Source organism: Methanoculleus chikugoensis (assembly GCF_900095385.1).
In the GTDB taxonomy this organism is placed as follows: domain Archaea; phylum Halobacteriota; class Methanomicrobia; order Methanomicrobiales; family Methanoculleaceae; genus Methanoculleus; species Methanoculleus chikugoensis_A.
Genome location: NZ_FMID01000014.1, coordinates 19,701 through 39,588, shown reverse-complemented (window position 1 = coordinate 39,588; position 19,888 = coordinate 19,701). Strand labels below are relative to the sequence as shown.

Here is a 19,888-nt window from a genome sequence, read left to right as displayed (position 1 = left end):
AGATCTTCGCACCTGGTTTCCCTGTGGTGCATCTGATGGCTTTTCTGGGTGCCCGCTGCCTCAAAGCCGACTTTCTTGAGGCACCGAATACCTTCTGGCCGGCGGCTATCGGGTGTTACACAAAAAAAAGAGAATTACGCGGAGCCTTCCCGCTCCGCGTCCTTCTTCCGGTAGCCCTCGAGGAGGATCGTCGTCAGGTTCTTCACCGGCACGTCCGTGCAGTCGGCAATATGGAACTCGCAGAACGGGCAGACCGTCACCACTACGTCCGCGCCGGTCGCCTTCACGCACTCGTCGCGTTTCGCCCCGAGGGCCTTCGCCTCCTCCGGCACCCCCGACCGGACGCCGCCGCCGGCGCCGCAGCACTGCGTCGGCATCTCGACGAACTCCCGGACGGCCTCGCGGAGGAGCGCCCGCGGCTGCTCGCTGATCCCCTGGCCGCGGAGGAGGTGGCAGGGATCATGGTAGGTCGCCGTGACGTCCAGTCGCGCCGTGGGCTCGATCCCGTATTCGGTGAGGATCTCGGTGACGTCTTTCACCTCGAACGGCGTCTCGTAGTCGTTCTTCAGCGTCGCCCCGCACCCGGCGCAGATCGTCATCACGGTCGCGATCCCCCGGCGGGCGAAGGCCTCGATGTTCTTCTTCTTAAGATCCTCTACAAACGATGTCTGCCCCGTCCGGATCAGCGGCGAACCGCAGCAGACCTGGTCGTGGGGGACGATCACCCGGATGCCGTTGCGCTTCATCACCTCCATCGCGTCGAGCGCCGTCTGCGGCACCCGGCCGTTGAACATGCACCCGACGAAGAACCCCACCTCGCCGCGGACGGGGCCGTCGGGCTCGATAACCTCCGGCACCTGTTCGAGGAAGGTCGGCTGTGTCCGCTCGACGCTCCGGCCGGTCTCCTGCACCAGCCGCGCCACCTCCCGGTGGCGGGGGAGGGTCAGCCCGCGGCGGTTCGCGATCTCCCGGAGTTTCTCGATCGCCTTCCCCGGGATGTCGATCTCTTTCGGGCAGACCTCCGTGCAGCGCTTGCAGGTCGTGCAGTAGAAGAGCCCTTTTGCGATCGCGTCGGCGATCCTGTCCCCGGAGTCGCGGGGGTCGAGGGCGAGGCGCATCTCCTGCCGGATCACCGTCGGCCCCGCGAAATCCGTCACCTGGAGCGCCGGACAGGCCGATACGCAGCAGAGGCACTCGATGCAGTCCCGGAGCGGCTTGATCGCCTCGATCTCTTCCTTTGCCGGGAGCACTGCGTCCGGCGCCGGGCAGATCCGGGCGATCTTCGCGATCACCGGCTCCATATCGACCGTCAGGTCTTTTAAGACCGGAAGGTCCAGCGGCTCGACCGTCATCCCGTCCCGGGCCTCCTCCATGCAGGCGAGGACGGGTTTCCCGTCCACCCGGACGGCGCAGCTCCCGCACTGCCCCGACCCGCAGCAGTAGCGGTAGGTGAGCGTCGGGTCGTGCCCGTCGCGGACGGCGTGGAGGGCGTGAAGCACCCGGGCGCCCTCGTTGACCCGGACGGCGTACTCCTCGAAGTGCGGCTCCGCGTCCACGGCCGGGTCGAAACGCGAGACCTGTAGCGTGATCGTCTTCATGCCGTGACCTCCCGCCGCTCGATCCCCTCGCGGGCGAGCGAGACGTAGGTGTGGGAGAACGGCGACGTCGCCGGATCAGTCGCGATCTCCGCGTCCAGACGGACGTGCGCCCCACGGTTCTCCGGCCGCAGGAGTGCGCACCGGACGATCAGGGACGCCGTGGTGCACATGTTCCGGACCGTACAACATTCAAGCAGGTTCGCGGTCGAGGCGGCGCAGAGCCGCTGGTCGGCGAGCCGGCGGACGTGCCCGAGCGCCGTCCGGAGGTCGGGGGCGTTGCGGAAGATCCCGGCCTGGTTCCACATCGTGAGTTTCAGGTCTCTCCTGACGTCTGCGGGGCTTATCGCTCCCTCGAAGAAACCGTCGAGCATCCGGAGTTGCTCGTCGATTGCACCCTCATCAAACCGGCCGTTCCGTGCGGGCGCCTTCCCGGCGGACTCCCCGGCGCGTTTCCCGAAGACCTGCGTCTCCGCGAGAGCGTTCCCGCCGAGACGGTTTGCCCCGTGCACCCCGCCGGCGACCTCCCCGCAGGCAAAGAGGCCCGGGAGAGTCGTCCGGCACTCCGGGGTGATCCGCAGCCCCCCCATGATGTGGTGGGCGGTCGGGGCGACCTCCATCGGCTCCCGCCGGATGTCCACACCGTAGGCGAGGAACTGCTCCAGCATCACCGGGAGCCGGGTCTCGATCTTTTCCGCGGGGAGGTGGGTCACGTCCAGGTAGACCCCGCCCCGGTTCGTTCCCCGGCCTTCCAGCACCTCGGTCGCGATCGCCCGCGCCACCACGTCCCGGGTGGAGAGTTCCATCCGGTCGGGGTCGTAGCGCTTCATGAACCGCTCCCGCCGCGCATTCAAGAGGATGCCCCCCTCGCCCCGGACGGCCTCCGTCACCAGGCGGCCGCGGGCGTCGTAGGGGTAGACAGCCCCGGTCGGGTGGAACTGGATCATCTCCATATCGATCAGTTCCGCCCCCGCCCGGTAACCCATAGCGAACCCGTCGCCGGTTCCTGCGGCGGAGTTCGTCGATATATCGTAGACCTGCGTCCCCCCGCCGGTCGCGAGCACCGTCGCGTCCGCGCGGAAGAGGACGACGTCCCCGTCCCGGTCGAGAGCAATCGCACCGGCGACCGCACCGTTCTCGTCTTTCACGAGGTCGACGACCGAGACCTCCTGGTAGAGGTGCGTATCGGTCGCGTCGAGCCGGTCGAGGAGGGTCATGATCATCTCGTGGCCCGTCCGGTCTCCGGCGTAGCAGGTCCGGGGGAACCGCTGCCCGCCGAACGGCCGCTGCGCGATCTCTCGGTCCTCCGTGACGTCGAAGACCGCGCCCCACCGGACGAGGTCGGCCATCCGCTCCGGCGCTTCGCGGACCAGCGCATCCACGAGGGCCGGGTCGTTGAGGTACGCCCCGCCTTTCAACGTATCTTCGCGGTGAACGTCGACCGAGTCCCGGTCCCGCAGCACGGCGTTGTAACCGCCTTCCGCCATCGTCGTGCACCCGCCTTTGCCGGCGATGGTCTTGGAGACCATGACCACGTCGCCGTACCGGGAAGCCTCGATGGCGGCCCGCACCCCGGCGCCGCCGCTTCCGACAACCAGCACGTGCGCGTCCACAATCTCGTCTGCATGCATCTTATTAGTCGGTGCGTTGTATAATACCATAAAGTAATTGCAGGGGACAAGTGAGCCAGAATGAGGCTTTTAATGAAATTTGGCGGCACTTCCGTCGGAGAGACCGACTGTATCGGGAGGGTCGCAGACATCGTGGAATCGCATCGTAGCGCAGGCGACGAGGTTGCATTAGTCGTATCGGCATGCTCGGGGGTCACCGACCAGATCATCGCGGTGACCGACGAGGTCATGGCAAGCAAGGAGCAGCCCCGGATTGAGACGTCTCTCTCGGTGATACGGGAGCGGCACACCCGGCTCCTTGAGAAGGTGGCTCCCGACCACGCCCGCGAGGTGACCGCGATCATCGACGACCGGCTCACCCGGCTGCAGAACATCCTCACCGCGGTGCATACCTTAAAGGAACTGACGCCCCGGTCCCGCGACTACATCATCTCCTTCGGGGAACGGCTCTCCGCCCCGATCGTCGCGGCCGCCCTGCGGCAGCGCGGGATCGCTTCGGTCGTCCTCGACGGCGCCGAGGCCGGGATCGTCACGACCGCAAACCACGGGGATGCCCGCGCCCTCCCGGTGAGCGCTGAGAACATTCGTGCCCGGGTCGCCCCGCTGCTCGCCGATACCGTCCCGGTGATCATGGGGTTCATGGGGACGACCGAGCAGGGCGTCGTCACCACCCTCGGGCGGAGCGGCTCCGACTACTCGGCCGCCGTCGTCGGCGCCGGGGTCGATGCCGACGAGATCTGGATCTGGACGGATGTCGACGGTGTGATGACCTCTGATCCCCGGATCATCAAAGACGCCCGGGTGCTCGACGACATCTCCTACCTTGAGGTGATGGAACTCTCCTTCTTCGGCGCGAAGGTCCTTCACCCGCGTTCGATCGAACCCGCGATGCAGAAGGATATCCCGATCCGGGTCAAGAACTCGTTCCGGCCCGAAGTCCCCGGCACCCTCGTCCTCCGGGACGAGCACCGGGAGTTGCGGGTGGTCAAGGCCCTCGCTCTTATCGAGAAGGTGGCGCTGGTCAACATCAACGGCGCCCAGATGGTCGGCCGCCCCGGCGTGGCGAAGACGATCTTCTCCGCGCTCGCCGAGCGGGAGGTGAACGTCATGATGATCTCGCAGGGTTCGAGCGAGGCGAACATCTCCCTCATCATCGACGAGTCGCACCTGGACGCCGCGATCGCCGCCCTCAACCCGATCGTGAAACAGGGGGTCGTGCGCGAGGTCACCTACGACCGGGACGTCGCCGCGCTCGCGGTAGTCGGTGCGGGGATGGCCGGCACGCCGGGAACCGGCGGCCGGATCTTCTCGGCGCTCGGCCGGGCCGGCATCAACATGATGATGATCTCGCAGGGTTCAAGCGAGGTGAACGTCTCCTTCGTCGTGAAGGGTGGGGACGGGAAACGCGCCCTGCAGGTGCTGCACGATGAATTCCGACTATCGGAGAACTCAGATGACTGAAGAACATACCTACCGTGAAGCCGGGGTCGATATCGACCTTGAGGCCCGGGCGGTCCGGGCGCTGATCGATTCCCTCACCTACCGGAGATCCGGCGACTTCTCGATGCTCGGAAAGGTCGGGCACTTCGCCGGGCTGATCGACTGCGGGCCGTACGTCCTCGCGCTCGCGGTCGACGGCGTCGGCACGAAGATGCTCGTCGCGGACGCCCTCGAGGACTGGAGTACCGTCGGGATCGACTGCATCGCGATGAACACGAACGACCTCTACGTGATGAACCTCGAGCCCGTGGCGTTCGTCGACTATATCGCGACCGACGCCCTCTCGCCGGAGAAGATGGCCCAGATCGGCGAAGGACTGAACGAGGGGGCGAGACTTTCGAACATGAACATCGTCGGCGGCGAGACCGCGACCCTCAAGGGGCTCGTGAACGGTCTCGACCTCGCGGGGACGTGTCTTGGGGTCCAGAAGAAGGAGAAGGTTGTCACCGGCGAGGGGATCGTCCCCGGCGACGTGATCGTCGGGGTCCCTTCGAGCGGCATCCACAGCAACGGCCTGACGCTCGCCCGCAAGGTCGCCGAGGACTGCGGATCCTACGAGACCCGTCTCTCGAACGGCAAGACCCTCGGCGAAGAACTCCTGACGCCGACCCGGATCTACGCGGAGGTGCTCCGGGTGACGGAGGCCTGCGAGATCCACGGGATGTGCCACGTCACCGGCGGCGGCCTCCTGAACTTCAAGAGGCTCTCGGAGTACGGGTTCTCCATCACCGATCCCCTGGAGGTTCCCGAGATATTCTCCTGGCTGCAGGAGGCCGGGAAGATCAGCGACGCGGAGATGTACCGGACGTTCAACATGGGCATGGGCTACGCCTTCGTCGCCCCGGAAAAGAGCGTCGCCGCGATCCGGGCGATCGTCCCCGACGCCCGGGTGGTCGGCGAGGTGACGAAGGAGCCCGGCGTGCGGCTGAAGGGTGGGGAGATCCGGTGAAGGTCTTTCTCTCCCCTCTTTGAACGGTTACCGGGACCCGGCGCAATTCTTATCCCCCGGCAGCCGGAAAGTACCCGCAAGGGAGCATGGATCGATGGCAGACGTCTATTTTGCCGCCCTCAGGGCACGGGGTCCGCACGAAAGCAAAGTCGCGAAGATCCGCCGCCTCTTTGACGCGGCCGGGTTTGACGCGGCTATCCGGCCGGGGGACCTTGCGGCCGTCAAACTGCACGTCGGCGAACGCGGGTGCGACACCTACATCCACCCGCTCTTTGCCCGGCAGGTGGTCGATAAGATAAAAGAGCGTGGAGCGCAGCCGTTCCTCACCGATACCGCCACCCTCTACGCCGGGAGCCGGGCCGACGCCGTCCGGCACACCGTCACCGCGATCGAGCACGGGTTCGCCTACGCGGTGGCCGGCGCCCCGGTCATCATCGCCGACGGCCTTACCGGCGGTTACTGGAGGGAGGTCGCCGTCGGCGGAAAGCACTTCGAACGCGTCCGGATCGCCGGGAGCATCCTCGACGCCGACAGCATGATCGTCCTCTCGCACGTCAAGGGCCACGACCTTGCCGGGTTCGGCGGCGCGATCAAGAACCTGGCGATGGGCTGCGCCCCGTCGTCGGGAAAGGCGGAGCAGCACGCGGGCCGCCCGTACGTGGAGATCGAGCGGTGCGGCGGGTGCGGGAAGTGCACCACGGTCTGCCCCCAGGCGGCGATGACCCTCGCCGACGGGCGGGCGGTGCTCAACCCGGAGCACTGCGTCGGGTGCGGCGACTGCATGCGGTCCTGCCCGACGGGCGCGATCGAGTTCGACTGGACGACGGAGATCCGCCCGTTCATCGAGCGGCTCTGCGAGTATGCCCTCGGCGCCGTCCGCGGCAAACCCGGAAGGGTCGGCTACATCAACTTCCTCCTCAACATCACCCCGGACTGCGACTGCGTCTCCTGGAGCGACGCGGCGGTCGTCCCCGACATCGGGATCCTCGCCTCCACCGACCCGGTCGCGATCGACCGCGCGAGTTTCGACCTCGTCAACAGCGAGCAGGGGTTCTCCCGGACGCTGCTTGCGGGGAACTTCGCTCCCGGGGAGGACAAGTTTAAGGGGATCTGGGACTACACGGACGGCAGGTACCAGTTCGCCTACGCCGCCGGGATCGGGCTCGGGGAAGAGACCTACCGGCTGATCGAGGTGTGAGATGTCGACCGGAAGAGTTGTACTGCTCTGCGGGAGCCCCCGGCGCGAGGGGAACACCGCACAGGTGCTCGGGGAGTGCGCGAAGGTCCTCGAGCGCGAGGGTGTCGAGACCGAGACCGTCATGCTCGGAGAGATGCGTATCCTCTCCTGCACCGCCTGCGGGCTCTGCACCGAAGGGGAATGCTCCCTCGACGACGGCTTGAACGAGATCATCGAGAAGATCCGGGAGGCCGGGGGGTTCATCGTGGGGACCCCGGTCTACTTCGGCACCGCCCGCGGCGACGTCACGGCGGCCCTGCAGCGGATCGGGATGGTCTCGATGTCGTCCGACTCCTTCCTCTCGCGGAAGGTGGGCGGCCCGATCGCCGTGGCCCGGCGAGGCGGGCATACCGCCACGCTCCAGGAGTTGCTGATGTTTTACCTCATCAACGACATGATCGTGCCGGGCTCGACCTACTGGAATATGGTCTTCGGGAGGACGCCGGGAGAAGCCCTGGGCGACGAAGAAGGGATGAGAACGGTCCGGCGATTCGCCGAGAACGTCGCATTCCTGATCAAGAAGCTGCGTTAGTGTGCAGCCCACTGAGATCAACTCATGCGAAGTGCGCGAAGCCGCGAAGGGGGTTTCTTCTCGGATAACCGATCTTCGCGTTCTTCGCGCCTGAAGGGAGTTCAAGTAATTCCGCAAGGAGTCCCCGGTCTTCAGGCCGGGGAGGAATCGCGGTTCACCCACACAACACTAAATATTTTTGAGTGAAATTGGTATGTGTGCTCACCACGAAGACCGTCATCCTCAAGATGGACTGTCCCGACTCCGATCTTCTTGACCGGACGGTACAGACCTACACCGAGGGGATGAACTACGTCTCTGCGGTCGTATACAACCTCGGGAAACCAAAAGGTTCTACTGCCCTCCAGAAGATCGTCTATCCTGCCCTCCGAGAAGAGATCGGTCTGAAATCCCAGATGTCCTGCAATGTCGTCCGACAGGTTGCTGGAACCTATCGGACACTTCAGGAACAGGTCAGAACGAAAAAAACAGAGTGGCAGCAGGTCACGTATGCTCCCACCTCTATGACCTTCTCCTTCGGGCGAGACTTCTCCCTTGACGGAGACAAGATCGGTCTTACGACCCTCGAAGGGAGAAAGAAGTACCGGTTCTTCCGGTATCCTCACATGATACAGTATCTCGACGGAACCTGGAAGTTTGGCGCGTCGAAACTGGTGAAACACAAGGACGGGACATACTACTTCCACCTCTGTTGCGAGAGGGAGACAGAGAGTCGTGAGGTCGCGGAGTCTTCAACCTTTATGGGAGTGGATGTGGGGCAGAACTTCCTTGCGGTTGCCTCGACGACCGACAAAAAGTGTCGGTTCTTCTGTGGCGGGAAAGCCAAGGATCTCCGCAACATCTATTCTACTATGCGGAAACGGTTGCAGTCGAAGGGCACCCGGTCGGCAAAGAGGATGCTGAAGCATCTCTCCGGCCGGGAGAGACGGCTAATGACTGATATGAACCACCGCGTCTCGAAGGAGATCGTTTGGTTTGCCGTTCAGAACAGGGTCGATGTGATCGGGTTGGAGGATCTCTCCGGGATCAGGGATCGGCCAGATACCCCTCCCAAGAAGCGGAGATACACCCATCATTCCTGGGCGTTCTTTGAACTTCAGTCCTTCATCGAGTATAAGGCGCGGGAGAAGGGTATATCGACGGTCTATGTCGATCCTGCCTATACCTCCCAGACCTGCCCCCGATGCAACCATATCAGCAAGGATAATCGGAATGGAAGGTCGTTTGTCTGCGAATGCTGCCGGCACTCCCTCCATGCCGATCTTATCGGTGCTCGGAACATCGAGTCCAGAGCACGCACCTACAGGTATACCTTGGAGGTGCAGGGGTGCAGTCAACCACCCGGACGAGAACTATCGACAAGATAGAGTCTCAAGCCCCGCCCTTCAGGGCGGGGTAGTTGACGCAACCTGAAAGTCTTCAGGCGCCAGCGCTCCGGGGAATAACCTTTTTCTTCCTCTCCGATGAGAGATCACCATGGATCTTTCGTCTAAGGCGATCGTCCCGGATGTCGCGGATACGGCACCGTTGACCCGGCGGGAGATCGCCGACCTCCTGCCGGAAGTCCCGGACTGGTCGCTCGAAGACGGGCGGCTTACCGCCCGGTTCTCCTGCAAAGGGTTCGATGAAGCGGTGACGTTCCTCAACGAGGTCGCCGAATTTGCCGCGCGGGAGAACCATCCTCCGGACCTCGGTATCCACGCTGCGAGGTACGTGGACGTCGCCTGGTATACCTACGCCATCGGCGGACTCTCCCAAAACGACTTCGTCATGGCCGCGCGGCTCTCCGAGTGGCTCCGGTGCCGGCAGGGCGCGTTCCTCTAGCCGGTGCCGAACGACCGCATGACCCGTGCTTTGATCGCCTCTTTCGGGAGTGCGCCGACCACCCGGTCGACCAGCATGCCGTTCGCGAAGAACAGGAGCGTGGGTATCGCCGTTATACTGAAACTCGCTGCTATCGTGGGGTTTTGATCGACGTTGCACTTGCCGAAGGTCACGCTGCCGGCGAACTCACGCGCAAGGTCCTCGACGACCGGGGCCACCATCCGGCAGGGGCCGCACCATTCCGCCCAGACGTCGACGACCAGGGCGGAGTGCTCCTGCAGGATCTTCTGGAGCGCACCATCGTCGATCTCGATGACACTGCCCGGCGTACCCGTCAGCCGTTCTTCGAGTTTCCGGAGACGTTCTTCCCGGAGACGCTGCAGTTCGTCGTCAAGCGGCCTCTCTCCATCCATATGACGGAAGTATGCCGCTCGCTCATATTAAATGGTTAGCCCTGCGCCGGGCACCGGCACCCCGGACCCGCGCCGGTCGGCCCGCACAAAGATATATATCCCTCAAAAAACAATGCATATACCTCACAGGCCGGAAGCGAGGTGGGGTAGTCAGGATATCCCGGCGGGCTCATAACCCGTAGATCGATGGTTCAAATCCATCCCTCGCTATGAAAGGTGCTTCTTGTTTTTGCACGTTTTTTCTTCGTTATCCGTCTCCTGCACCTCAGGTTTTTCCCCGGACGAAACACATGCATGCGGCCGCTCCGCCTGAGATAAGGGTTGTGAGCCGCGCAGAAGGGGTCCAGACTCGAACGAGTCCGGACGAAACAAAAAATCTCGTCGTGCCGGAGAAAGGGAACGGCGATCCGGAACGGCCGCCTATGTCCGTCCCTTTCCGGCCCTGAACGTCGAGAGGTCGGACTGGTGGGTGCCGGCCCCGTAGTCCACGATGCAGTGGCAGCTCTTCTCGTTGTTGATCTCCACCGGATAGCATCCCGTCAGGCACCCGGTGCAGAGGTTCCGCTCGCCGCACCCGATCGCCTCCACCAGGTCTTCGAGCGGGATGTAGGTGAGCGACGTCGCGCCGATGCTTTTGCGCACCGCCTCGACCTCCTTGCCGCTTGCAATCAACTCCGTGCGGGTGGGCATATCCACCCCGAGATAGCAGGGGGCGATGATCGGCGGGGAACCGACCCGGAGATGGACCTCTTCGGCCCCCGCATCCCGGATCATGTTCACGATCCGGCGGGAGGTCGTCCCCCGGACGATGCTGTCGTCGATGAGCACCACCCGCTTATCCTTCAGGTTTCCCCGAACGGTGTTGAGCTTGATCCGGACCGCCCGCTCGCGCTGCTGCTGGGTCGGCATGATGAACGTCCTGCCCATGTAACGGTTCTTCATCAGCCCCTCGAGGAACGGGATCCCGGACTGCTTGGCGTAGCCCGCGGCGTACGCGATCCCGGAGTCGGGAACCGGACAGACCGTGTCGCCTTCAATGGGGCATGTGTCGTAGAGTTTCTGCCCGATACGCCGCCGGACGTCGTAGACCAGCGTCCCGTCTATCACCGAGTCGGCGCGGGCGAAGTAGATGTACTCGAAGATGCAGTACGCCTTCCGGTTCGCGGTCGCGATCTGAATGGAAGTGAGCCCGGACTCGTCGATCCGGACGAGTTCGCCGGGACGCACGTCCCGGACGAACGTGCCGTCCAGCGCATCGATGGCCACGCTCTCCGACGCGACGATGTAGCCGTGATCGAGTTTCCCGATACAGAGCGGTTTGATGCCGAGCGGGTCGCGGAAGGCGTATACGGTGTTGTTCAGGAGAGCCACGGTGGCGTAGGAGCCGCGCAGCCGCCGCATACAGAGCAGGACGGCATCCTCCATGCTCTTCGAGGTCCGGAGCGCATCGGCGATGATGTTCCCCATGATCTCGGTATCGGTCGTGGTACAGAAGATCTGTCCCCGGCGTTCGTATTCTTCGCGGAGTTCGGCCGTATTAACCAGGTTGCCGTTATGGGCGATCGAGAGATTGAGGCCCCGGTACCGGAAATTGAACGGCTGAACGTTCTCTGAGACCTTCGACCCGGTTGTCGGGTAGCGGACGTGTCCGATTCCGGCGTTCCCCGGCAGATCCTGCAGGGTCTGGCTGTTGAAGACTTCGGCCACGAGCCCCTGGGCTTTGTGCGTGTGCAGGGTCGTGCCTTCAAAAGTGGAGATCCCTGCGCTCTCCTGCCCCCGGTGCTGGAGAGCGTACAGGGCGTAGTACAGCGGAAACGAGACACCGCCAGCATCGACGATGCCAACGATACCACACATGATGCAACTCTAATGCGTCGGTACCTTTGCCTTCTTCTCCGTCCAGCGGTAACTGCGGATCCTCCGGCTCTTGCCGAATCCACAGGCCGCACAGACTTTGTGCTGTGCGTGGAACGAGATCTTGCCGCATCGCCTGCAGGCGATGTGAGTGCGCTTCTGGCGTTTGCCCATCGATGGTGTGCCTTTTGACATGCTCTCTCACCTAATGTTACTCGACTGAAGGGGTAATGTAGATCACATTGTCACCGCGGACGATCAACGTGCCGAGTTTCTGCGCCGCGCCGTCCACTTCTTCTTCTGCCTTGTCCAGTACCAGATTCATGTGAACGTCGTATCCCTGGAGGATCCCCCGGATCTCCCTCCCACCTTTCAGGCTGATGATGACGGGCTGACGATTCAGTACCTGATCTAAAATATCCAACGGTCTTGGCGTCATATGATTACCCTTTGCCGTCCATTCTGGAGTAATATATTTGAGTGAGGAAGCTACTTAAATATAACCGCGTTGCTGCGCGAACGTCAGCGCACCCCGAGGTTTCGAGACATGCCAAAGATTACCGTTAAAAAACGCCACGTTATCCGGAAATCGCAGATCAGCGAACTTCTCGAGCGGCTCACCGACGAGATCGGGGCATCCGCCGACCTCTTCCGGTCGGACAGGATCGAGCGGGTGGATACGGATGCTCCCGTCGGGATCTACCTCGTCGACAAAAAACCCCTCCTGATGGGGGCCGAAGATTGGGCCTTTCCGACCCTGCGGGGGCTCGTCGAGCACCCGATCCCCGAGCGGCGGGTGGTGGTCGATTCCGGCGCGGTCAGGTTCGTAGCAAACGGCGCGGATGCCATGCGCCCCGGGATCGTATCGATCTCGCCGGACGTCTGTTTGGGGCACCCGGTGCAGGTCGTCGAGGAACGGCATGGAAAACCGCTCGCTGTGGGGATTGCGCTCCTGGATGCAGCCGATATGGAGCAGCAGGAGAAGGGCAAGTCCGTCAAAAGCGTCCACTATGTCGGGGACGATCTCTGGAATCTGGAGATCTGACGGAGAAAATAATGGATACTATTAAATAAAATTCATTCCTCAATTTTTCTATGGTTAAAAAACTCTTTGACAGCATCCTCGGCAAAAGTCCGGCCCGGAACGAAGAGGACTACATGGAACTCGATCTCGCCTCCTACGAGGGATCAAGCGAAGAAGTGCCGGCATCCATGTACATCAAGATCGCCACCATCGCCGATCTCAAAGACACCCCCCGCGTCAAAGACGAAGTTTACAACGGCAATATCGTCATCGTCGACATCGGGCGGCTGAAGATGGACAAGGTGACGTTCGAGCGGGTCTTAAAGGATCTTCGCGACGTGGCAAAGGACGTGAACGGCGACATCGTCGGCCTCGGCGAGCAGAAGTACGTCGTCATCACGCCCATGTCCGTCAAGGTCTCCCGCGAGAAGATCGGCGGGGGCCTCTAGTGCGGGAGTCCCATCCGGGAACCTGCCCCGCCTGCGGGAGCGAGATCCGGATCGTCCATCACCGTCTCGACATCCCCCACTTCCCGGACCTCCTGCTCGTCTCTATCGCCTGTGACGCCTGCGGCTACCGGCACACCGACACCATCATCCTCGGGGAGGGCGTCCCCGTCCGGTGGACGGTGCGGGTGGAGGAGCCCGGCGACCTTGCCATCCGGGTGGCGCGGAGCACGACGGGGACGATCGAGATCCCGGAACTCGGCCTCGCGGTCGAACCCGGCACCGCCTGCGAGGGGTTCGTCACCAATATCGAGGGGGTCCTCTACCGCTTCGAGCAGGCGGTGGAGACGATCCTCGCGAACCCCGGGAGCGAAGACGAGCGGGCGGCCGCACTCAGGATGATGGAGACGATCGCCGCCGCACGGGAGGTGGCCTTCCCGTTCACGGTCATCCTCGAGGATCCTGCCGGGAACAGCGCGCTCGTCAGCGAGAAAGCCGAAAAGATGCTCCTCGATCCGGGAGACGTCTGACCCTTTTTTCCCAATCCCGCGAGGGTTAACCTGAAATAGAACCTCTCCCCATACGGCGGCGCCGTGGGGTGAAGAGCAATGGCACGAACGATATCGGTATTGAAGTGGGAGAGCGAACAGGACGTCGATAACGCCGTCCATGACATGAGAGCGGAGATAGACGAGCGCGGCGGGCTCACCAAGGATACCGAACGGGCGATGCAGCACTCGTTCTTGGTGGCCGACCCCGACCTCACGAACTACTTCCTGCGGACGGTCAGGGCGCAGGTTCCCGAGGCGCTGCGCTACTTCGAGGAGCGCGGCGGCGGGGCGTGAGTGCCTGAGCATCATCAGGTGTGACTTACGACGTTTCGTCAGGAACGGAGTTTGAGCACCGTTAGGTGCGATGAATGTCGTTCTTCGCGTGAATTACTTGCCGGGGATAACGATACAGTCTCAGTACTTCGCTAAAATGGCTGAGGTCGTTCTCAAAAGGTCAACCCGTCGACTTCCCTTCGCGTTCTTCGCGCCTTCGCGTGAGTTGATGGGTGAAGATACCAGTACAGTCTCGCGCGAAGAGCGCGAAGCCACGAAGGACGACTTTTCTCGAAGGGAACGGAGCTTGAGCACCGCAGATGCGAGTGCGGCGGTTCGGAGCGCGATGGTTCGTAAGAACCGGAGCATGAGCACCGGAGGTGCGACTGCGATGAAAGTCCGTGAGGCGCCGGGCCTACAACAGCCCGGCTCTCCTGAACATCGGCCGGACCTCGGCGCCTTCCATGTTCCCCGCCGCCCAGGTGTAGCGCTCCCGGATACCGGGCGGGAGGTCGCGTTCCGGTATCGAGATGAACCCGAATCCCGCGTAGAACCCGGCGAGGCTCTCGACGGCGTACATGTAGAGGTCGTCGTTGTGGCAGGCCACAACAAGAGCGCTCATCACCATCCGGGCATACCCCTTGTTGCGGCAGGCGTCGGGCGTGAAGACGCCGTCGACCTCCAGGCCGTCGGGATGCCTCCTGCACCGGGCGAGAGAGACGATCTGCCCTGCAAGACGAGCCGCTGCCGGGCCTGGACCCGGGCGAGGTCCCCTGCACCGGGCGAGAGAGACGATCTGCCCTGCAAGGAAGGTCGCGAAGATCCGGTCCCGTGCGGGTTCGCCGATTGTGCCGTGGTAATCGCGCCATACCTCGTTTGCAGCGGGGAACTCCGCGCTCGTCAGTTCACGAACCTCCGGCCGGATCCCGGTTGCCGCCATCCCGTTTCCTGAAATAACAGCCGTTATCATCCCGATAGCCTCATACCACCCTGTATCCTTCGGGCGGCACCAGGATCTCGAACCTCGCCCCCGTCCCGAACGTCCCGGTCTCGCGTATTGAGATCCCGGTGATGGCAAGGATCTCGTGGGCGAGGAAGAGCCCGTGCCCGTAACTCTCCGCCTTCTGCGCAAAAAGACCTTTCTTCTCCGCGTCCGGGATACCGGTCCCGTCGTCCTCGACGATGATCGCACAGCCCTCCGGGCGCAGGTGGTAGGTGACGACGATCCTGCTCGCCTTCGTCGCCGGAGCGAGCGAGTTCTCGAAGAGGTGCGTGAAGACCGTCGCAAGATGGGGGTCGGCGAAGATCTCGAGCCGTTCCGTCCACGCATCGAGGGAGACGTTCCCGAAGGAGAGGGTGGCGGCTGCCTTCCGGACAGCCTGCTGCACGGGGATCCACGCCGGCGGCGACGTCCCGATGTCGCGGAACTCGCGGGAGATCTCGATCTGCCGCCGGATCCCGTTTGCGGCATTGTTCAGGTCGTCGATGAAGGAGAGTACCGCGGGATCGTCGAACTTCATCACGCCCACCGAGAGATGCCCGTACAGGACCGCAAGCCGGTTCGCCAGGTCGGTGCGCAGGATCCCCGTGAGGGTGCTCAACTGGCGGCCGGCGTTCTGCAGTGCGGCCTCCGTCATCACTTCGTCGCTGACGTCCCGGATGGACTCGATGGCCCCGGTGACCTCTCCGCTCCGGTCGAGAAGCGCGGTCGCCGCGAACTTGATATGCGCCCCCTGCCCGCCCCTGAGAAGAGGGGTGTGGATCTCCGCGACGAGGACGTCGCCGTCCCTCCTGACCGACGGGTACCCGGTCTCGGGATCGCCGTGGAGGATAAGGTCTGCAAGCAGCGGCCGCGGTTCGCCGTAGAAGGGCACGGCGTACTCGTAGCCCCCCCGACCGAGGATGGCCTCTTTCTTCACCCCGGTCATCTCCTCGATCGCGCGGTTCCAGGCGATGACCTTCCCCTCGCGGTCGATGGCGAAGGTCGCGTCGGGCAGGAACTCGATGATCTGGTTCATCTGCTGCTCGGACTCCCGGAGTTTCGTCGCGAGAAACGCAACCACGCCGCCGATGAGGACGAGGAGGATCGCACGCAGGAGGATGGTATACGCGAGCAGGGGGCCCGGCGGAGAGAGGATGTAGGTCGTGACGGCATAGACGGATGCGAAGCAGACGGAGACGGGGATGCCCCGCCGCGGGTACCAGTAACTCGCAATGATGATCGGGATGGTGAGCGGGAGGGTGGGGAGGGGGAGAAGGCTCTCCGGTGCGCCGAGGACCATGGCGAGCAGGTTGCCGCCGAGGGTCAGCACGGCTAGCCCGGCGATGATCGCGATGCGGTTGCGCGTATCGGTGACAAGCGCGGTCTGAATGTCGGTGACGTTCATGAGGGGAGCCTGTGGTTATCGTCCTGGATCATCCGGTCTGCCGGCCGGGAGCGCGGATCGTCTCTGCCGGGCAGAGGATCTCGAACCGTGCTCCGTTCCCGGGGGTCCCCGTCTCCTGGATGGAGATCCCGGTTATGGCCAGGATCTCCCGCGCGAGGAAGAGACCGAGTCCGGTGTTCATGCCGTGCGCGTAGGTGAAGATCTTCTCCTTCTCGTCGGCAGGAATCCCCACCCCGTCATCCTCGCAGAGGAGGGTGTAGGTCTCTTTGTCCTGTTTGAGGCTGAAGGTGATGGTGGTGATCGTCTCCCCGTAGCGCAGCGCGTTCTCGATAAGGTTCGAGAATACCTTCTCGATGAGCGGGTCGGCGAAGATCTCCACCCCCGCCGGAACGGCGTTCTCAAGGGTGACCTTGCCCGTCGAGACGTACTTCTCCGACCGCTCCACAATCGTCCTGATCTCCTGCCAGGTCGGAGCCGCCGACCCCACCTTCTGGTACTCGGCCGTAAACCGGACGGTGTTGTTGATCCGGTTCACCATCTCGGCAGCGCTATCGACGTGGCGCCACGCGTTTTCCGGTTCGCGCTCGCGCAGTATCTGGGCCAGGTCGAGATACCCCCAGAGCGCCGCGAGCTGGTTCAAGAGGTCGTGGCGGGTGATGCTTGCCATGAGCTGGAGTTTCCGGTTGGCATCCGCGAGCGCTTTCTCCACGCGGCGCCGTTCCTGGTTCTCGGCGGCCAGGCTCTCGTTGCTGCGCGAGAGATCCGCGACGGCCTCCTGGAGCTGTTCGTTCAGGGAGTGCAGCTGCTCCTGCGCCTCCTGGAGTTCGGTGTTCTTCGTCACCGCGATCGTGTACGTCGAGAGAAGGGTGTTCAGGATCTTGAGCCGTCCTGCGGCGATGGTGTAGGTGCTGCCGGCGAAGGGGATCTCCAGTTCGGCGGGAGAATCTTCCGGTTCGGAGATCTCCCGCACCCGCGTGACGGCCTCGATCTGGGAGCGGACGTGCTCCGGGTCGACGGGTTTCACGATGAAATTGTCCGCTCCCGATGCAAGCCCTTTCAGCACGTCGGCGGGATCGAAGAGGCTGGTGACCAGGATGACGGGTGTATCCGGCCTCTGCTGCTTGATCCGGCGGCAGAGTTCGTACCCGTCCATCCCGGGCATCATGATGTCGGTCAGGACGATATCGGGCATGTCGACCTCCATCCGCCGTATCGCCTCGGTGCCGTCGGCGGCCAGGGTGACGTCGTATCCTTCCGTCTCAAGAACGTAACGGATGAACTCGGCCTGCGTCCTGCTATCCTCTACCACCAGAACGCGCATTTTCGTTCCTCCTGCATGCTTCCCTTCCATATCATCGCTCCTCTCTCTCTCCCTCGCGGCGGCGCATCAGGCGCCGGACTATCTTGAGAAACTCTTCCGCCTCGAAGCTCTTCTTGACGATATATCCATCCGCCCCGACCGTCTTTCCCCGCTCCCGGTCTTCAGGTGAACCGAGCGAGGTGACGAGCACCACCCGGGTCCGGGCAACCTGCCCGCCTTCGGCCCGGATCTTCTCGGTGAGCGTAAAACCGTTCATCCGGGGCATATCAACATCTGAAACGACCATATCAAACTCATGCTGCTTAAGCCTTGCGAATGCGTCGATCCCGTTGACAGCGGTCTCCACCTGATATCCGGCCCCTTCGAGTATCGCCTGCAGCAGGGCACGCGACGTGACCGAGTCATCGACAACCAGGATCCGCTGCTGTGCCGCCTGCGGGAGCGCGGATGCAGGCACCGGCCGTTCCGCCTGCATCGCGTCCTGGATCAGTTCGAGCGGATCGAGGACGAGCGCCAGACGGCCGTCCCCGAGGGTCACGGCCCCGTCGATCCTCCGCACAGAGACGAGCTGGCTTCCGAGCGGCCGGACGACGATCTCCTGGACCCGGATCACCTCGTCGACCATCCCCGCGATCTGCCCGGCCCCGTAGGCGATGATGACGAGGGGCTTCGGCCGCTCCTCCTCCCCGGCAGGGCCGGACGAGGGGATGCCCAGGGCGTCGGTGAGCCGGATGACCTCGATCGTCTCCCCCGCGAGGCTGATCGTCGGCCGCCCCTTCGTGATGGTCAGGGAGTCCGGGCGAACCCGGAGAACCTGCTTCACCTGCTGCATCGGGAGGACGTATACCTGCCGCTCAGAGCGGACGAGCAGCCCGCGGAGGGTGGCCATCCTCACCGGGACGGTCAGGGTTATCGCCGTCCCCCTGCCGACGGTCGAGGAGACCGTCACTGTTCCCCCGAGACGGGAGACGGTGTCTTCCACGATCGCAAGCCCGAGCCCCCTCCCCGAGAGATCGGTGACGATCCGGCTCGTGGTCATCCCCGAGCGGAAGATGAGCCAGATCGCCTCGCTGTCCGTGAGGGCTCTATCCTCGTCCTCCGTGATCACGGCGTTCTCGACGGCGGTCCTCCGGATCGCGCTGCTGTCGATGCCGGCGCCGTCGTCGGCCACCTCGATGCCGACCCTGCTCCCCGACCGGTGGAAGACCCGGATCCGCACGGAACCTGTGGCCGGTTTTTGCTCCGCTCTTCTGGCCTCAGGGCTCTCGATGCCGTGATCGATGCTGTTCCGTATGAGGTGCGTGATGGGATCCTTCAACGCATCGAGGATCCGGCGGTCGACCTCGATCTCGCCCCCCTCGATCGCGAGGTCGACCGATTTCCCCGAGGTGCGGGAGAACTCTCTCACGAACGCGGAGAAGGGGGCGAGCATGGTTGAAGCCGGGAGCAGCGCGGCATCGTGGACGAGGTCGGAGATCTCGGATGTGCTCGTCTCGAGTGCCGACCGGTCGATCTCCATAGAACGCAGGTGCGTGGCGACATCGTGCTGGAGGTTGGTTATGAACTCGCGGTTGTACTCCTGAAACTCGACCGTCCGCTGGAGCGGCAGGACAAGATCGGGAGGAATCGTCGCCTTCTCTTCCCCGAAGGCTCTCCCGCGGATCACCTGCAGGTCGTTGAACGCCTGGGAGTAGTTCCACTGCCAGAGGGAGAAACGGGTCAGCATCTCCTCGAGTTCGCGTATCCTCTGCGTGATGAAGAGCCGGGTCGTGAGGAGGCTCTCGGCTCCGGCGGTGAGCCGGTCGAGTTTGTGGGCGGCGATCCGCACCATGCCCCGGTCGGCTCCTTGCTCGCTGCCGTTATAGGGCCCCGGCATATCGGCCGCGTGGTTCCCCCCGGAGGCCGGACCCGATCCGGCCGGCCGATCTTCCGGGAGATCGCTCCCGGTCGTCTCCTTCCTGCCGGGGACGGCCCGGAGCGCCGCGTTAATCTCCGCCGGCGGGGTCTCGGGCCGCTCTCCCCGGAGGAGACTCTTTATGACCGCGATTGCCCGGTGGAAGAGATCGAAGTCGTCCGCTCCCGGGACGTACTCGCCCCGCTTCACAAGGGAGAAGACGGTCTCGATGTTCTGGCAGATGGACTCGATATCCCGGAGGTTGACCGCGCGCGACGCTCCTTTCAGGCTGTGGACCGTCCGGTAAATCCGCTCGACCAGTTCGGGCGTCGGCCCGGCCTTCTCGAGCGCGATCAGCCCCTCGGTGATTGCTTCAAGGTGCCCGTCCGCCTCCTCGCGAAACGTCTCGAGGAGACGGGCACGAAATACGTCGTCCGGTCCGGTCATGGCAGGTCGT

At 63.6% G+C, this 19,888-nt stretch carries 20 protein-coding genes and 1 tRNA gene; 11 read left to right on the top strand and 10 right to left on the bottom strand.

The window, feature by feature from the left end; translation table 11 throughout:
* Nucleotides 1-134: 134 nt before the first annotated feature.
* On the bottom strand, nucleotides 135-1,598 hold the full coding sequence (gene tfrB, locus L21_RS02530; RefSeq protein WP_074368928.1) for a fumarate reductase (CoM/CoB) subunit TfrB: 1,464 nt from the start codon (nucleotides 1,596-1,598) through the stop codon (nucleotides 135-137).
* A complete protein-coding gene (gene tfrA, locus L21_RS02525) occupies nucleotides 1,595-3,226 on the bottom strand; it encodes a fumarate reductase (CoM/CoB) subunit TfrA (RefSeq protein WP_074368927.1) in 1,632 nt (543 codons plus the stop codon). Before tfrA ends, tfrB begins: the two co-directional genes overlap by 4 nt.
* A 72-nt stretch (nucleotides 3,227-3,298) precedes the next feature.
* Between tfrA and L21_RS02520 the strand changes: the two genes are divergently transcribed.
* From L21_RS02520 to L21_RS02495, 6 genes are all read left to right on the top strand, one after another.
* A complete protein-coding gene (locus L21_RS02520) occupies nucleotides 3,299-4,687 on the top strand; it encodes an aspartate kinase (protein ID WP_074368926.1) in 1,389 nt (462 codons plus the stop codon).
* A complete protein-coding gene (gene purM / locus L21_RS02515; protein WP_074368925.1) occupies nucleotides 4,680-5,675 on the top strand; it encodes a phosphoribosylformylglycinamidine cyclo-ligase in 996 nt (331 codons plus the stop codon). The genes L21_RS02520 and purM overlap by 8 nt, the downstream gene beginning before the upstream one ends.
* Nucleotides 5,676-5,769: 94 nt before the next feature.
* On the top strand, nucleotides 5,770-6,873 hold the full coding sequence (locus tag L21_RS02510) for a DUF362 domain-containing protein (RefSeq protein WP_074368924.1): 1,104 nt from the start codon (nucleotides 5,770-5,772) through the stop codon (nucleotides 6,871-6,873).
* A gap of 1 nt (nucleotide 6,874) precedes the next feature.
* Nucleotides 6,875-7,444, top strand: a complete 570-nt coding sequence (locus tag L21_RS02505) for a flavodoxin family protein (RefSeq protein WP_074368923.1) — start codon at nucleotides 6,875-6,877, stop codon at nucleotides 7,442-7,444.
* A gap of 197 nt (nucleotides 7,445-7,641) precedes the next feature.
* Nucleotides 7,642-8,811, top strand: coding sequence for an RNA-guided endonuclease InsQ/TnpB family protein (locus L21_RS02500; RefSeq protein ID WP_074368922.1), 1,170 nt, complete (start codon nucleotides 7,642-7,644; stop codon nucleotides 8,809-8,811).
* A gap of 109 nt (nucleotides 8,812-8,920) precedes the next feature.
* The gene (locus L21_RS02495) at nucleotides 8,921-9,268 is read left to right on the top strand and encodes a 4a-hydroxytetrahydrobiopterin dehydratase (RefSeq protein WP_074368921.1); all 348 of its coding nucleotides are present in this window, start codon (nucleotides 8,921-8,923) and stop codon (nucleotides 9,266-9,268) included.
* Here the strand turns inward: L21_RS02495 and trxA are convergent.
* A complete protein-coding gene (trxA, locus tag L21_RS02490; protein WP_074368920.1) occupies nucleotides 9,265-9,681 on the bottom strand; it encodes a thioredoxin in 417 nt (138 codons plus the stop codon). The genes L21_RS02495 and trxA overlap by 4 nt on opposite strands.
* Nucleotides 9,682-9,816: 135 nt before the next feature.
* Here trxA and L21_RS02485 point away from each other — a divergent pair.
* A tRNA-Met gene (locus tag L21_RS02485) sits at nucleotides 9,817-9,891 on the top strand.
* A 210-nt stretch (nucleotides 9,892-10,101) separates the two neighbouring features.
* Here the strand turns inward: L21_RS02485 and purF are convergent.
* From purF to L21_RS02470, 3 genes are read right to left on the bottom strand one after another with little or no spacing between them, the layout of a single operon-like run.
* Complete coding sequence (purF, locus tag L21_RS02480; protein ID WP_074368919.1) at nucleotides 10,102-11,538, bottom strand: amidophosphoribosyltransferase; 1,437 nt, start codon at nucleotides 11,536-11,538, stop codon at nucleotides 10,102-10,104.
* 9 nt (nucleotides 11,539-11,547) lie between these two features.
* Nucleotides 11,548-11,730 carry a 50S ribosomal protein L37e gene (locus tag L21_RS02475; protein ID WP_011843084.1) on the bottom strand — a complete coding sequence of 61 codons (183 nt, stop codon included), beginning with the start codon at nucleotides 11,728-11,730 and terminating at the stop codon, nucleotides 11,548-11,550.
* 16 nt (nucleotides 11,731-11,746) lie between these two features.
* A complete protein-coding gene (locus tag L21_RS02470; protein WP_011843085.1) occupies nucleotides 11,747-11,974 on the bottom strand; it encodes an LSM domain-containing protein in 228 nt (75 codons plus the stop codon).
* 108 nt (nucleotides 11,975-12,082) lie between these two features.
* Between L21_RS02470 and L21_RS02465 the strand changes: the two genes are divergently transcribed.
* The 4 genes from L21_RS02465 to L21_RS02450 all read left to right on the top strand — a co-directional run bounded on the left by L21_RS02465 (nucleotide 12,083) and on the right by L21_RS02450 (nucleotide 13,850).
* Nucleotides 12,083-12,580: an RNA-binding protein gene (locus L21_RS02465; RefSeq protein WP_074368918.1), complete on the top strand. Its 498-nt coding sequence runs from the start codon at nucleotides 12,083-12,085 to the stop codon at nucleotides 12,578-12,580.
* A gap of 50 nt (nucleotides 12,581-12,630) precedes the next feature.
* A complete protein-coding gene (locus L21_RS02460; protein ID WP_074368917.1) occupies nucleotides 12,631-13,008 on the top strand; it encodes a cell division protein SepF in 378 nt (125 codons plus the stop codon).
* Nucleotides 13,008-13,535, top strand: a complete 528-nt coding sequence (locus L21_RS02455) for a ZPR1 zinc finger domain-containing protein (RefSeq protein WP_074368916.1) — start codon at nucleotides 13,008-13,010, stop codon at nucleotides 13,533-13,535. Before L21_RS02460 ends, L21_RS02455 begins: the two co-directional genes overlap by 1 nt.
* Nucleotides 13,536-13,613: 78 nt before the next feature.
* The gene (locus L21_RS02450; RefSeq protein ID WP_074368915.1) at nucleotides 13,614-13,850 is read left to right on the top strand and encodes a hypothetical protein; all 237 of its coding nucleotides are present in this window, start codon (nucleotides 13,614-13,616) and stop codon (nucleotides 13,848-13,850) included.
* A gap of 394 nt (nucleotides 13,851-14,244) precedes the next feature.
* Here L21_RS02450 and L21_RS02445 read toward each other — a convergent pair whose 3' ends face one another.
* From L21_RS02445 to L21_RS02430, 4 genes are read right to left on the bottom strand one after another with little or no spacing between them, the layout of a single operon-like run.
* On the bottom strand, nucleotides 14,245-14,769 hold the full coding sequence (locus L21_RS02445; RefSeq protein WP_256712062.1) for a GNAT family N-acetyltransferase: 525 nt from the start codon (nucleotides 14,767-14,769) through the stop codon (nucleotides 14,245-14,247).
* Between the two features lie 40 nt (nucleotides 14,770-14,809).
* Nucleotides 14,810-16,216, bottom strand: coding sequence for a PAS domain S-box protein (locus L21_RS02440; RefSeq protein ID WP_074368913.1), 1,407 nt, complete (start codon nucleotides 16,214-16,216; stop codon nucleotides 14,810-14,812).
* A gap of 28 nt (nucleotides 16,217-16,244) precedes the next feature.
* Complete coding sequence (locus tag L21_RS02435) at nucleotides 16,245-17,537, bottom strand: ATP-binding response regulator (protein WP_256712059.1); 1,293 nt, start codon at nucleotides 17,535-17,537, stop codon at nucleotides 16,245-16,247.
* 31 nt (nucleotides 17,538-17,568) lie between these two features.
* The gene (locus L21_RS02430) at nucleotides 17,569-19,878 is read right to left on the bottom strand and encodes a hybrid sensor histidine kinase/response regulator (protein WP_074368911.1); all 2,310 of its coding nucleotides are present in this window, start codon (nucleotides 19,876-19,878) and stop codon (nucleotides 17,569-17,571) included.
* Nucleotides 19,879-19,888 lie beyond the last annotated feature (10 nt).